The 12,635-nt window shown below is 56.6% G+C and carries 14 protein-coding genes and 1 tRNA gene; 8 read left to right on the top strand and 7 right to left on the bottom strand.

Annotated features, from left to right (window positions below):
* Positions 1-29: 29 nt before the first annotated feature.
* Genes B1C80_RS23715 through lipB form a run of 3 tightly spaced genes read right to left on the bottom strand, consistent with a single transcriptional unit; the run spans position 30 to position 2,053 of the window.
* The gene (locus tag B1C80_RS23715) at positions 30-767 is read right to left on the bottom strand and encodes a 3'-5' exonuclease (RefSeq protein WP_077923703.1); all 738 of its coding nucleotides are present in this window, start codon (positions 765-767) and stop codon (positions 30-32) included.
* A gap of 49 nt (positions 768-816) precedes the next feature.
* On the bottom strand, positions 817-1,221 hold the full coding sequence (locus B1C80_RS23710; RefSeq protein WP_077923702.1) for a hypothetical protein: 405 nt from the start codon (positions 1,219-1,221) through the stop codon (positions 817-819).
* Positions 1,222-1,264: 43 nt separating this feature from the next.
* A complete protein-coding gene (gene lipB, locus B1C80_RS23705; RefSeq protein WP_077923701.1) occupies positions 1,265-2,053 on the bottom strand; it encodes a lipoyl(octanoyl) transferase LipB in 789 nt (262 codons plus the stop codon).
* Positions 2,054-2,145: 92 nt separating this feature from the next.
* On the opposite strand from lipB, the gene B1C80_RS23700 reads away from it, so the two are divergent.
* Positions 2,146-2,499 (top strand): YraN family protein, encoded by a 354-nt coding sequence (locus B1C80_RS23700; RefSeq protein WP_077923700.1) that lies wholly within the window; start codon positions 2,146-2,148, stop codon positions 2,497-2,499.
* 151 nt (positions 2,500-2,650) lie between these two features.
* Complete coding sequence (locus B1C80_RS23695; RefSeq protein WP_077923699.1) at positions 2,651-4,111, top strand: nicotinate-nucleotide adenylyltransferase; 1,461 nt, start codon at positions 2,651-2,653, stop codon at positions 4,109-4,111.
* Between the two features lie 63 nt (positions 4,112-4,174).
* Here B1C80_RS23695 and B1C80_RS23690 read toward each other — a convergent pair whose 3' ends face one another.
* Both B1C80_RS23690 and B1C80_RS23685 read right to left on the bottom strand, forming a co-directional pair.
* Complete coding sequence (locus B1C80_RS23690) at positions 4,175-4,747, bottom strand: DUF308 domain-containing protein (protein ID WP_236648905.1); 573 nt, start codon at positions 4,745-4,747, stop codon at positions 4,175-4,177.
* A gap of 127 nt (positions 4,748-4,874) precedes the next feature.
* Positions 4,875-4,947: transfer RNA gene (locus tag B1C80_RS23685), tRNA-Gly, on the bottom strand.
* Between the two features lie 149 nt (positions 4,948-5,096).
* Between B1C80_RS23685 and B1C80_RS23680 the strand changes: the two genes are divergently transcribed.
* The 4 genes from B1C80_RS23680 (at position 5,097) to B1C80_RS23665 (ending at position 8,981) form a co-directional block, all read left to right on the top strand.
* Complete coding sequence (locus tag B1C80_RS23680; protein ID WP_077923698.1) at positions 5,097-7,139, top strand: OPT family oligopeptide transporter; 2,043 nt, start codon at positions 5,097-5,099, stop codon at positions 7,137-7,139.
* A gap of 27 nt (positions 7,140-7,166) precedes the next feature.
* Positions 7,167-7,733: a hypothetical protein gene (locus B1C80_RS23675; protein ID WP_077923697.1), complete on the top strand. Its 567-nt coding sequence runs from the start codon at positions 7,167-7,169 to the stop codon at positions 7,731-7,733.
* A gap of 112 nt (positions 7,734-7,845) precedes the next feature.
* Positions 7,846-8,376 carry a DinB family protein gene (locus tag B1C80_RS23670; RefSeq protein ID WP_077923696.1) on the top strand — a complete coding sequence of 177 codons (531 nt, stop codon included), beginning with the start codon at positions 7,846-7,848 and terminating at the stop codon, positions 8,374-8,376.
* A 110-nt stretch (positions 8,377-8,486) separates the two neighbouring features.
* Positions 8,487-8,981: a DUF6265 family protein gene (locus tag B1C80_RS23665; RefSeq protein ID WP_139361723.1), complete on the top strand. Its 495-nt coding sequence runs from the start codon at positions 8,487-8,489 to the stop codon at positions 8,979-8,981.
* Positions 8,982-9,002: 21 nt separating this feature from the next.
* Here the strand turns inward: B1C80_RS23665 and B1C80_RS23660 are convergent, their stop codons facing one another.
* Positions 9,003-10,121 (bottom strand): P1 family peptidase, encoded by a 1,119-nt coding sequence (locus B1C80_RS23660; protein ID WP_077923694.1) that lies wholly within the window; start codon positions 10,119-10,121, stop codon positions 9,003-9,005.
* A gap of 137 nt (positions 10,122-10,258) precedes the next feature.
* On the opposite strand from B1C80_RS23660, the gene B1C80_RS23655 reads away from it, so the two are divergent.
* Together B1C80_RS23655 and B1C80_RS23650 are read left to right on the top strand one after the other, a co-directional pair.
* Entirely contained in the window at positions 10,259-10,747 is a 489-nt protein-coding gene (locus B1C80_RS23655; protein WP_077923766.1) for a VOC family protein, read from the top strand.
* Positions 10,748-10,919: 172 nt separating this feature from the next.
* The gene (locus tag B1C80_RS23650; RefSeq protein WP_077923693.1) at positions 10,920-12,032 is read left to right on the top strand and encodes an SMP-30/gluconolactonase/LRE family protein; all 1,113 of its coding nucleotides are present in this window, start codon (positions 10,920-10,922) and stop codon (positions 12,030-12,032) included.
* A 6-nt stretch (positions 12,033-12,038) separates the two neighbouring features.
* Here B1C80_RS23650 and B1C80_RS23645 read toward each other — a convergent pair whose 3' ends face one another.
* Positions 12,039-12,635 carry a DUF1080 domain-containing protein gene (locus tag B1C80_RS23645; protein WP_077923692.1) on the bottom strand — a complete coding sequence of 199 codons (597 nt, stop codon included), beginning with the start codon at positions 12,633-12,635 and terminating at the stop codon, positions 12,039-12,041.

Here is a 12,635-nt window from a genome sequence, read left to right as displayed (position 1 = left end):
CCTGCGTTCTTCTCTTCTGGTGGCTGATGTCAGTCACTATTTACAATATGCTCGTCGGCCACGAGCGGGGCACCCACCATGCGCAGATAAACCTGTACGAGCATGACCACCGAATCGCGGGCATACTGTTCGATCCGGGGCCAGTCGTGTTCGCGGTAGTAGACTTCGCTGGTGCGGTCGCCCATCCATTCGAGCGGTCGGCCGGGTACGTCCAGCACAGCCGCCAGCAGGTCGAGCGGTACGAAATGCCGTTTATCGCCAAACTGCCATTGCTCCAGGGTATCGCGGTGCGGTATTTCCCAGGGCTTCTTGCCGGCAATCTGCAAAGCAGGCGGCAGCGGCAACCCGTTCACCATCAGTCGCCGGCACAGGTAGGGGAAGTCAAACTCCTTGCCATTATGCGCGCAGAGCACCAGTTCGCCGGGTGGGTATCGGTTTACGATGGTCAGAAACTCGTTCAGAATGGTTCGCTCATCGTCGTTGCTGAGCAGTTTGACTTTCAGGTTGGGCTGATCGGCATCGTTGAAAAAAAGACCGCCCACACCGATGCAGATAATCTTGCCGAACTCGGCGTAGAAAGCCGCCCGCCGGTCGTACCAGCCCGCTGCCGACAATTCATCTTCGGCCCGGAAATGGCGGCTTTTTTCTTCCCACTGCCGTTGCAGACGCGGATCGACCGCCAGCAGCGATGGCTCGCCCGCCACGGTTTTCAGATCGATGAATAAAACGTTTTTGAGTCGGCGTTTCCAGGAGACGGCTTGCGGCATCGGGGTTCAGGGTTGTCGGGTCATCGTGCCCACCGCAGCAGGCTGGCCATCATTCGTGCAGGATTCCCTCCAGCCCCAGGGCTGGCACCGTAACGAGGTTATCCTCAACGATGCTATCGGGAACAAAGATGAATTTCTTATCGAATATCTGATTATCAATGTAGTAACTCACCCAATATTCATTGTTCAGATGAAACACATCGGGCATGATGGTTTCAACGACTTCGTGCGCACCGGGCTGTACCTCCACGAAGAAGTGCCGCAGAGTAGAGGTTTTCTGCTCCTCATCGTCTTTGAGCCCGTATCCTTTGGAGGTTACGAAAACCGTCCGGATCGGCACGTCGTTCTGGTTGATTAAAAAAACCTGCCAGTCATACCCGCCGGCTATGTTCTCTTTGCGGGCAATCACAATCTGTACGCCCTCAACGGGCAAAAAATTAATATCTTTTTTCATTACCTGGTTTCCTGAACACAGCCAGCCGGTGCGGGTACATGCCTCACAACGGGCCGGAAACGGCGGTTACCGTTTCGTTCGGCTGCGTTTTTTCCTGTTGAATCAACTCCATCTCAAATAAATCGGCCAGGTGCTGTTTCACCCGACCGGCCACTTCGTTGAGCGGTACGGTATGCCCCAGTTCGGCGGCCAGCGAGGTTACGGCCTTATCGCTGATGCCACAGGGGACAATATGGCCAAAATACGACAAATCTGTATTGACGTTCAACGCAAATCCGTGCATCGTTACCCAGCGGCTGGCTTTTACCCCCATGGCGCAGATTTTTCGCGGCCGTGGGCCCCCGTCGTAGTCGAGCCAGACGCCCGTAAGCCGGTCGGCGCCTACCCCTTCTACCCGGCCCGCCCGCAATCCGTAATCGGCCAGCGTCCGGATGATGCTTTCTTCCAGCAACCGCATATAGCGGTGAATGTCCGTAAAAAAGTTGGCTAAATCCAGAATAGGGTAACCAACCAGCTGGCCGGGGCCGTGGTAGGTAATGTCGCCCCCGCGCCGGATTTTAAAGAACGTAGCGCCGTAGTCAGCTGCCAGCCGCTCTTCATCGACCAGCAGATTATCGATACTTCCGCTCGTTCCCAACGTATAGACATGGGGGTGTTCGCAAAACAAGAGGTAGTTGGGCGTGGACACCTGCTCCGTATCGGGGCGTTCGCGGTTCTGCACTTTCTGCGCCACGATCTGCGCAAACAGGCGCTCCTGTTCGTCCCAGGCAGCCTGATAATCAATCAGTCCCAGATTTTCTACGACAACTTGCTTATTGATGCGTGTATTCATTCTTTTACGCGGAAGTCTGCTTCCACCTCCTCAAATAACACTAGAATCGGCCTCTTTCGTTCGATTTCCCGCCCGTAACTAACCCCTATCCCATGGCACAGCACAATGAAACCGGTAAACAGGGCGAAGCCGAAGCCGCCCGCTATCTTCTGGACAACGGCTATCAGATTGTAGCCACCAACTACCGGCACCAGCATGCCGAGATCGATCTGATTGCCCGCAAAGACAAGCTGATGGTATTCGTGGAGGTCAAGACCCGTACCAATGTCAGCTACGGTAACCCGGAGGAGTTTGTCAACTACACCAAAGCCCGGCTCGTTATGAAAACAGCCGAGCACTACATCTTCGCTCAAAACTGGCCCTACGACGTCCGGTTCGACATCATAGCCGTCACCATTGCCGCTAACGAGGTCCGAATCAAACACATAGAAGATGCGTTCTGCTGATGGGGAAACAGGCCGTACGGGTTACCAGAAACCCGTACGGCCTGAGCGGTACGCTGCAAAACAACAATTCCATAACAAGCGTTGAGACCTCAGGGGCGACTTCGGTTTTGTAGTTTTGCATCGTATCTTTATCAACATAAGCACCACCATCATGTACGAGAAGAATATAGGCACGAAACAGAAAGCATTACGCGTCAACCTCGATCGGAAGATATACGGCTCGTTTGCCGAAATCGGTGCCGGTCAGGAAACAGCGGCCATGTTTTTTAAAGCGGGCGGCTCGTCGGGTACCATCGCCAAGACGATGTCGGCCTATGATATGACCTTCAGCGACTCGATCTACGGCGTTGAAGAAAGCGGCCGCTACGTGGTTGAATCGCGGCTGGTGAAAATGCTCAATAAAGAATACAGCCTGCTGGAAAAACGCCTGGCCGAAAAACGCGGTCCCGATACGACTTTCTTTGCCTTTGCCAATACCGTGGCGGCTCTCAACTTTCAGAAAACCAACGACGCCCACGGCTGGATTGGCTGCCGGTTTCAGCTGACGCCCCAGTCGGGCTACAACGATGTGATCATTCACGTCCGGATGCTCGACAACGAGAACGTGCTGCAGCAGCAGGCGCTGGGCGTAATTGGGGTCAACCTGATTTACGGCTGCTATTACTACGCCAAATCGCCCGAAACGCTGGTGCTCTCGCTCATGGACGACCTCGCGCCCGAACGCATCCAGATCGACATGATCCGGTTCAGCGGGCCCGACTTTGCGGAGGTCGACAACCGGCTGATGAGTCTGCATCTGGTCAAAAACGGCTTCACCGACGCGGCCCTCTTCGGTCCCGACGGGCAGGTACTGCAACCTTCCGAGGCTCTTTACAAGAAACACATCCTGGTCATGCGCGGGCGGCTGCGGCCACTCACCAACGTTCAGCTCGACATGATCGAAAACGGGCTGAAACAGTTCAAAGCCGAACCCGACGTCGACGAAAGCAAGGTCGTGTCGATGGCCGAGCTAACCCTGCATAACCTGAAAGCCAGCGACCAGGGCATCGACGAGAAAGACTTCCTCGACCGGGTCGACATTCTGTGCTCGATGGGGCAGGCCGTGATGATCTCCAACTACCTGGAATACTACCGGCTGGTGGCGTATCTGGCGCGGCTCACCCGGCTCAAGATCGGGCTTACGGTCGGTATCCCGAACCTCGAATACATCTTTGAAGAAGGGCACTACGAGTTTTTGCCGGGCGGTATCCTGGAAGGCTTCGCCACCCTCTTCAGCCGGAAGGTGAAGCTGTTCGTTTACCCGACCCTGCGAAACGACGCGGTTTATACCTGCAACGACTTTCAGCTGCCCCCTACGCTGGAGCCGCTGTACCAGTATCTGGTTCGGAACGATAAAATCGAAGACATCCGCGACTATAACGAAGCGAATCTGCACATCTCGACCGACAGCGTACTCGAAATGATTCAGCGGGGCGAAGACGGCTGGGAGTCCATGGTACCCGACCGGGTGGCCCAGCGCATCAAAGACAAATGCCTGTTCGGATACCCCTGCGAGGTCGAATATATACCCATTGGCCAGCAGGTACGCCAGCAGCAGAGTCTGGTCGACTAAAAACAACAAGCGAGGGGGGCAGAAAATGATTTCTGCCCCCCTCGCTTGTTCCAGCGCGTTCGGTCAATGATAGCGTTGCGCCACCTGCGCCCGCATCTGCTGCGTTAATACAATAATCAACGCGCCCAGTACGATCGGGAAGACGCCGATAAACCCGAGCGAATTATCGAATCCGGCGGGCCGCAGCAGCAAGGTAAAGGCCAGGGCACCGGCGGTCAGCACGTTGAGGAAATGGACCAGGCTGGTTCCGCTAACGGTACCGGCTCCGCGTGCGGCCAGGAACGAGTACATAGCCTGAACGGCCTGCAGAAACGCATACATCATTGCCCAGAAGCCGAGCACGTCGACAAATCCTTTGATGGTACCTTCCGAAAAAACGAAGATCGCTACCCCAAAGGCAACGTCGGTAATGCCGTGTAGAATGCCCCAGAGGTTATTTTTCTCATCGCGCTGATTCGAGAACGAGAAAACCAGCTGGCAAGCGCCGGCCAGTACGGCCAGCACGCCCAGAATATGACCCGACTGGGCCGAGTACGAGCTGGCGAAGAAAAACATAGTTGCCCCGATGAGGACATATAAAACGCCCCGGCCAATCATCAGCCACCAGCGTTGTGTGTGATTCGTGTTCCGTTCCATAGCGTTGAGCGAACAGGGTTGAGAACCTGTTTCTTCCGACTTAACCTATTGAAAAAGGCGATTGTTTACGAAAACAACGAAAACAAAAAGCCCCATTCGGTTACGAACAGGGCCTTTCAGAAACAGGAGCGGGAAATGGGTCTCGAACCCACGGCCTGCAGCTTGGGAAGCTGCCGCTCTACCAACTGAGCTACTCCCGCGTGGAGCTTGTGTGAACAAAGTTGGTCATTTCGTTAGAAAATGTCAAGGGGTTTGCTTTACATTGCTCAACGGTCAGCTCGCTGAACGGGGCCGCTGCCCCAACTACGGTTGCCTCATCAGCGCTGACGGCTGATTAAACCCTTCATCTATGCTTACTGAACCTACGCATAAACCTTTCATTCCCGCTTCTGAATCGCCCGCCGAGTTTACCCTGAAAGCCATCATCACCGGCTCCGTATTCGGGGTGCTGTTCGGAGCCGCTACTGTTTACCTGTCGCTGAAAGCTGGGTTGTCGGTCTCGGCCTCTATTCCAATTGCGGTACTTGCCATCTCGCTGGGCCGGCGGTTTCTGAACACGACCATCCTCGAAAATAACATCATTCAAACAACGGGTTCGGCCGGCGAAAGTATTGCCTCCGGCGTAGTTTTCACGATGCCGGGCTTTCTGTTCCTGACCGATGGCATCGGCACCGACTTTTTTAACTACTGGACCATTCTAACCCTGTCGATTCTGGGCGGACTGGTGGGGGTACTGATGATGATTCCCCTGCGCCGATCGCTCATCGTGCAGGAACATGGCACGCTACCCTACCCCGAAGGAACGGCCTGCGCGTCGGTACTGATGGCGGGCGAACGCGGGGGCGACTTTGCCAAAACCGCTTACCAGGGGCTGGGCGTGGCACTGCTCTATGCGTTTCTGCAAAAGGTGCTGCACGTTATTGCCGAAGTACCCGTGTGGGCCACCCGACAAACGAACCGCTACTTTCCATCGGCACAGGTAGCCGGTGAGATTACGCCGGAGTACCTGGGGGTTGGGTATATCATTGGCTTTCGGATTTCGGCTGTTCTGGTTGGGGGTGGCATTCTGGCCTGGCTCGGCCTGATTCCGTTGCTGGCATCGGTCGTACCGGGCGATACCATTGCGCTACAGCTTCAGAAACTAGGGTACCTCACCGACCTGCAAACGGCAGGTGGACCGGGCGGCTGGAATCCGCAGACCCACACATTTTCCGACACAGCAGCTGCCATCTACCGGGCCTACATCCGTCAGATCGGTGCCGGCGCCGTTACGGCCGGTGGGTTCATGACGCTGCTGAAAACCATACCAACCATTGTATCGTCGTTCCGCCAGAGCTTTAGTGGGGTGGGTAGCGGCAGCACGACGTCGAATCGGGCCACTACCCTGGCCCGCACGGAGCAGGACCTGAGCGTTCGGGTGGTGATCATTGGCAGCGCAATACTGATCGCGCTGATGGTCGTTCTGCCACAGATTCCGGGCGACTCGGTGCTGACGAAGTTGCTCATTGCCGTGCTGGTGATTGTCTTTGGCTTTTTCTTCGTTACCGTAGCCAGTCGGATTGTAGGTCTGATCGGGTCGTCGTCGTCGCCGGTGTCGGGTATGACCATTGCCACCATCATGGGCACGGCCCTCGTCTTTATCGGCTTCGGCCTGACGGGGAATCTGTACGAGCCGGCGGTACTGGTTGTGGGTAGTATGATCTGCGTGGCGGCTGCCAATGCCGGTGCTACCTCGCAGGATCTGAAGACCGGCTACCTCGTCGGCGCGACTCCCCGCTACCAGCAGCTGGCCCTGTTTATCGGCGTCATCGTTTCGTCGCTGGTGGTTGGCGCTACCGTAAAGATTCTCGATACGCCCACGCCCGACCTGGTTGCGCAGGGCATCACCCACGCAATCGGCTCCGACAAGTTTCCGGCTCCACAGGGTACCCTCATGGCCACGCTCATCAAAGGATTGCTGTCGTTCAACCTCGACTGGCAGTTTGTGCTGGTGGGCGCCTTTACCGCTTTTGTGTTCGAGCTGGTGGGCGTAAGCGCACTGGCGTTTGCCGTGGGCTTGTACCTGCCCCTGTCGACAACCCTGCCCATTTTTGCGGGTGGTCTGGTCAAGGCTATTGTCGACTGGAACGCCAAACGCAGCGGCACCGTCGATGAAGACCCCGATCTGGGCAAAGGGAATCTGTTCGCTACAGGTCTGGTGGCCGGTGGCGCGCTGGCGGGGGTGGCGGTGGCGCTGCTGTCGGTCAACGATACCATCTTCAACAGCCTGGCGGGCCTGACGCTCGAACCGGCGCTGACGGGCGTGCTGGGCGAAGGCGGCTACCTGCTGCTGGGGGCGCTGGCATTTGTGGGGCTAGCCCTGCTGTTAGGACGTGTGGCCACAAAGCGCTAGCTTTCCGACCACAACCCTATCTTCCTCATGACTAACAACTTATCCCGTTTTTTCTACCGCATCGCGTCCTGGAAAACGCTCTTACTGGCGGTTGTTCTGTACGTACCTTTTCCGGCCTATGTGTTCAAGAGCCTGGAAGAACGCATGAACACGCTGGCCGGTCGGCCCATCGGCCCGATTGATCTGCTTACCGGCTACGATCCCGACCGCATCCGGCAGATGGTAGCGGCATACGGCCCCGAAGGCCGGGATATCTACGCCCAGGGCGAGCTTACCGCCGACCTGGCGTATCCAGTCATCTACACGTTTCTGTTCTGTATCATCCTGTCGATGCTGTTCCGGAACCGGCCCTACGCTCCCTTTCGGCGGGTAAACGTGCTGCCGCTCGGTATTATGGGGTTCGACCTGCTCGAGAACGCCTGCATCGTGTACCTGCTCTGGACCTACCCGGCCTCGTCGGCCACGGTTGCCTCGTTCTGTTCGGTCTTTACCAACCTGAAATGGGGCGTGTCAATGGTGGTGCTCGGACTGGTGCTATACGGACTGGCGCGTCAACTGACTGGTAGCCAGGCCCGCCTGTCCGATCGGGCGTAGATACCACACGGCAGGCGGTTCCCGAAAACGCACGCGTCGACGCTGGCTAAATAGTATAGCTGTTTATGGATCGCATGTTGTACATTGGCAGCGTATCCGATTAACGAACCCCATGAAACACATCCTCCAGCCCTTATTACTCGTATTGGTGCTGACTGTTCTCAGCAGCCACCGACCAGCTACCAGCGTCAGCCAGCTGGTTACCGAATGGCAACGCGCTCGGGAGTATACCAAAGAATACCTCGACGCGATGCCCGAAGATGGGATTGCCTACAAGCCAACCCCCGAGATTCGCAGTTTTGGGGAGCAGATGCTTCATCTGGCCAGCGGCAACTACCTCTTCGGCTCTACCGCTACCGGCAAACCCAACCCGATGGCGGGCAAATCCATGGAAAAAATGGAGGAGCTGAAAACCAAAGCGGCTCTGACCAAAGCCGTGCTGGATAGCTATGATTTCGTCATTGACGGCTTAAAGGGCATGAGCGACGCCCAACTAGCCGAATCCATCAAATTTGGGAAGAACGAACTGTCGCGGGAGCTGGCTTTTGCCAAAGGTTTCGAGCATCAGACCCACCACCGGGGCCAGGCTACAATCTACATCCGGATGAAAGGCATCAAGCCGCCCAACGAGAAACTGTTTTAGCCACGATCACTAGCGGGAGCCGGTAGCAAACCGGCTCCTGCTGTCTTTAAGAAGTCAACCACTGCATAACCCCTGGTTGCCCATTCCCCATGAACGGCTTTCGCACCCGTATGCTCCTCGTATTTTTTGCCAGCTTCCTGCTCGGCGGACTGAGTACCCAGGCTCAGACAGCGCCGACCAAACCGGGTACGCTGGCCGACATGGCACTGCTGGAAGGGCATTGGCAGGGCCGTTTCAACGATGGCCCGATCGAAGCCTCCTGGACAGCCCCGGCCGGGGATAATATTGTCGGCTACATCCGGATGATGAAAGACAACAAGGTGACGCTGTACGAACTCTTTGCTTTCGAGCAGACCGAGCGCGGCCCTGTTGCGCTGGTAAAGCACTTCAAGCCGGGCCTGATCGGCGTTGAAGAAAAAGACAAGTCGGACCGTTACGGGTTCATCAGCGCCGAGAAAGACCGCGCCCTCTTCGAGAAAGAAGACGGCTCCATTCGGATTATTTACGAAAAACGTGGCCCCGACCAGCTCGTTATCCGGCGGGGCGAGTCGAAGAACGGCACTTGGGCGTTTAGTGATCTGTTCGTGTTCAACCGCGTCCGGTAAGCTACGATCGGAAACGGCTCGCTACTTGATCTGACCGGCTTTCCGGAGGAGTTCAACCACCTTATCGACGGGCAGGGCCTCTACCCGGTGCCCCTGATGACCGCTGAGCGTTCGGGCCATAAACAGGGAGTTGATGATAGCCTCTTCGGTCGCTTCGATAGCCGCCATGAACAGGGGCGATGTAGCGTCGTTCCGCAGGAGTTTCATTTCGTCGAAGTTGCTGGCCGTTTCGTGCGGTATCCGGTAGGCCGTTGATACGGCAATGACGTAGTCGCCACTGCCGTTGGAAGCGATGCCACCCGTTTGGGCCAGCCCCATAAACGCCCGCTTGGCCAGTCGTTTCAGGTTGCGGGCGTCGAGGGGCGCGTCGGTCTGCACCACCATCATACACGACCCGTCCAGTTTTTCCCGGTACGAATACTTACCCAGTTCAACGCCCACCGGCACGCCCCCGATCTGTAGCACACCGCCAAAATTGGTCTGTACCAGTACACCTACGGTATAGCCCCCAAGCGAGGCCGGCAGCTTGCGCGATGCGGTACCGATACCGCCTTTGAAGCCGAAGCAAACCGTTCCGGTACCCGCCCCGACGTTGCCTTCTTCGACCGGGCCCGTTCTGGCGGTGCGCAAGGCGTCGAGTACATGCTGTTTACTGACATGCCGCCCCCGGATGTCGTTCAGGAATCCATCGTTGGTCTCGCCCACTACCGGGTTGAGCGACTGGACCTGGGCGTTTCCGGGCTGCGCCAGCGTATGGTCAATGACGGCATCGGCCGCTACAGGTACATTCAGCGTATTGGTCAGGACAATGGGCGTTTCGAGCGTACCAAGCTCCTCGACCTGACTGTATCCGGTCAGCTTACCGAACCCATTGCCGATGTAGATAGCCGCCGGTACTTTCTGCTGGAACAGGTTCCCGTCGTGGGGCAGGATAACCGTAACCCCCGTTCGAACGTTCTGGCCCTGCTGCAGGGTAACCTGCCCCACCCGAACGCCAGGCACGTCGGTAATTGCATTCAGCGGACCCGTTGGCATAACGCCAAAGCGGATGCCGTACTCACGGGGCCGTTTGGCTGACTGAGCCAGCAAGGTGCTTACCGATAGAACAACAGCAAGGAGGAACAGACAGGCGGTTTTCATGCTTAAAAATAAGCCGGAAGCGCACACAACCGACCGCCGTGCGGTTTATAACCGCGGTTTTTGGCACAAACGACCGGCGCTATTTCTGTGGGAACCACTTTATCGCCAACTTGGCATCTGATCTTTCCCGACTGATTATGACACCGTATACCATTCCTGCCCAGACCCGAATTGGGCATGTTCATCTTAAAGTAGCTGATCTGGAACGGTCGCTGGCTTTTTACCGGGACCTGCTGGGGTTCTCGGTCACCCTGCTTTATGGCGATCAGGCTGCGTTTATTTCAGCTGGCGGCTATCATCACCACATCGGCCTCAACACCTGGTACAGCAAAGACGCACCACCCGCCCCAACCCGTAGCGCCGGCCTGTTTCATACCGCTATTCTGTATCCGACCCGCCGGGATCTGGCCGTTGCGCTCAAACGACTGGTCGATGCGCGCTACCCGCTGACAGGTGCCTCGGATCATGGCGTCTCGGAAGCGCTCTACCTGAACGACCCCGATCAGAACGGTGTAGAACTGTACTGGGATCGCCCCATGGAGCAGTGGCCTCAGCGGCCCGATGGCTCGCTGGACATGTATACCCGCTCGCTCGACCTGAACAACCTGCTGGCCGAACTACGGTAGGCATTGCGCAGCCCGATTTTCTGGCTCAGGCCGTTGATTCCAACCTGGGCCACTGCATCGATCTGGCATCGGCCCGGCCCTTAGGAACGCGCCCAACACAGTAAGTAACGGTTTACAACATTTCAGGAATCAGCCGGTTGTACGAAGACATTTGTATACTCGACGTGATTCTATGAAACAATATGTTATGCCCGCGCTGCTGAGCCTCTGTCTGGCCGCGGGTTGTCAGCAAAAAGAAAATGCCAAAGGGGTAGACACCGGCAATCTGGACAGTGCTCAGGCCAAAGAGTCGATCTCGACCATCGGGAATCCGGTACTGCTCTACACCCTGCCCGATAAATACAACACCCCCGATGGTATGGCGCTGGGGCCCGACGGTACTGTCTACCTGTCAGTACCTAACCTGGCCGATAACAGCTCTCCCGGTGTGCTGGTAAAATTCGCGCCCGACTCGGTGCAGTTCGTCACCAGCCTGCCTGCGCACCCCGATACCAGGCACGCAGCCCCCATGGACCTGGCTTTCGGTCCTGACGGGAATCTGTATTATGCCGAAAATCAGTATGAAAACGACAAGAATTTCAAGTCGCGGCTGATGCGGATTCGGATGAAGGGCAACAAAGTGCTGAGTGTCGATCCGGTCGTGACGGGGTTCGGGCTGGCCAATGCTGTTGTCTGGAAAGGCAATACCATCTACGTTACCGACAGCCAGTGGGACATGCCTGCCGATGATAAGGGCAGCGCCGTACTGAGCTTTACGCTCGACGAACTCAACCGGGGCGTGGTAGCCCTGAAGCCCAAAACGGCCGACCCGCACGTGCTGGCTATGTTTACGACCAAGGTGAACGAGACGGGGGTCGACAACGGAGCCGACGGGCTCGACTACGACAGCCAGGGGAATCTCTATACGGGTAGTTTTGGCGACGGCACGCTGTACAAGATGACGCTCCGGCCCGATGGTAAACTGGCGTCGAAAGAAGTGGTGAACGTGAGCCAGCCTATTTCGTGCGTCGACGGCCTGATTGTTGACCGGAACACGAATATACTGTACCTGTGTAACTCCCGCGAGAATGCCATCCAGTCGGTCAATCTGGCAACGGGCCAGGTAACTACCCTGGTTCAAAATGGCGATACAGACGGGAAAGACGGGCGCATCGATCAGCCCGCCGAGGTTCTGCTAAAAGGAAACCGACTGTACATCACCAACTTCGACAAGCCCGAAAAGAAATTCGTGAATACCAAAGCCGATGATGTACATACCATGTCGTATATCGATCTGCCGAAGTAACTAACCTTATAATTCTTTCAGCACCAGTTTGCGCCAGCGAACCTTGATGCCACCGCCATCGTGGATTTGCAGGGCAATGGAGCCATTGGCCGCGCCAATTTTTTCATCGTGCCGGTCAACCATGGCCTTGCCGTTGAGGAAGGTCTGTACGTGATCGCCCTCGACCCGGATGCGGAGCGTGTTCCACTCGCCGGGCTTCAGAATGGTTTCCTTTTCGGCCGGGATCTGCTCCAGCCAGCCCCGGCCGTAGGATTCGTAGATGCCGCCCGTGTCGTGATCTTTGGGCGCTACCTCGACCTGCCAGCCGCTGATCTTGGTACCCTCGACGGTTGACCGGAAAAACACGCCACTGTTGCCGTTGGCTTCCTGCTTGAACTGAACCGACAGGTCGAAGTTTTTGTAGAACTGCTCTGTAGCGAGGTAGCCATACTGTTTGTCAGGCCCGCTTTCGCAGATGAGCTCTCCGTTCTCGACATACCACTTTTCAGTGCCGTAAATTTTCCAGCCCGTCAGGTCTTTGCCGTTGAAGAGAACAACTTTTTTGGTTGGCATCGTAAACGCCATTACGGCCAGTACGGCCCCCACTAACAGAAAACGTGTCAT

It is taken from the genome of Spirosoma sp. 209 (assembly GCF_002006735.1).
GTDB classification, from domain to species: Bacteria; Bacteroidota; Bacteroidia; order Cytophagales; family Spirosomataceae; genus Spirosoma; species Spirosoma sordidisoli.
This window is presented reverse-complemented; position numbering and strand designations above follow the sequence as displayed.

What these genes read in the sequence shown, in the direction of transcription:
- B1C80_RS23715 (WP_077923703.1), bottom strand. Translation starts at nt 767, where the DNA reads ATGCCGCAAGCCGTCTCCTGGAAACGCCGACTCAAAAACGTTTTATTC.
- B1C80_RS23645 (WP_077923692.1), bottom strand. Translation starts at nt 12,635, where the DNA reads ATGACACGTTTTCTGTTAGTGGGGGCCGTACTGGCCGTAATGGCGTTT.
- B1C80_RS23655 (WP_077923766.1), top strand. Translation starts at nt 10,259, where the DNA reads ATGACACCGTATACCATTCCTGCCCAGACCCGAATTGGGCATGTTCAT.
- B1C80_RS23680 (WP_077923698.1), top strand. Translation starts at nt 5,097, where the DNA reads ATGCTTACTGAACCTACGCATAAACCTTTCATTCCCGCTTCTGAATCG.
- B1C80_RS23700 (WP_077923700.1), top strand. Translation starts at nt 2,146, where the DNA reads ATGGCACAGCACAATGAAACCGGTAAACAGGGCGAAGCCGAAGCCGCC.
- B1C80_RS23710 (WP_077923702.1), bottom strand. Translation starts at nt 1,221, where the DNA reads ATGAAAAAAGATATTAATTTTTTGCCCGTTGAGGGCGTACAGATTGTG.
- lipB (WP_077923701.1), bottom strand. Translation starts at nt 2,053, where the DNA reads ATGAATACACGCATCAATAAGCAAGTTGTCGTAGAAAATCTGGGACTG.
- B1C80_RS23695 (WP_077923699.1), top strand. Translation starts at nt 2,651, where the DNA reads ATGTACGAGAAGAATATAGGCACGAAACAGAAAGCATTACGCGTCAAC.
- B1C80_RS23675 (WP_077923697.1), top strand. Translation starts at nt 7,167, where the DNA reads ATGACTAACAACTTATCCCGTTTTTTCTACCGCATCGCGTCCTGGAAA.
- B1C80_RS23670 (WP_077923696.1), top strand. Translation starts at nt 7,846, where the DNA reads ATGAAACACATCCTCCAGCCCTTATTACTCGTATTGGTGCTGACTGTT.
- B1C80_RS23660 (WP_077923694.1), bottom strand. Translation starts at nt 10,121, where the DNA reads ATGAAAACCGCCTGTCTGTTCCTCCTTGCTGTTGTTCTATCGGTAAGC.
- B1C80_RS23690 (WP_236648905.1), bottom strand. Translation starts at nt 4,747, where the DNA reads ATGGAACGGAACACGAATCACACACAACGCTGGTGGCTGATGATTGGC.
- B1C80_RS23650 (WP_077923693.1), top strand. Translation starts at nt 10,920, where the DNA reads ATGAAACAATATGTTATGCCCGCGCTGCTGAGCCTCTGTCTGGCCGCG.
- B1C80_RS23665 (WP_139361723.1), top strand. Translation starts at nt 8,487, where the DNA reads ATGCTCCTCGTATTTTTTGCCAGCTTCCTGCTCGGCGGACTGAGTACC.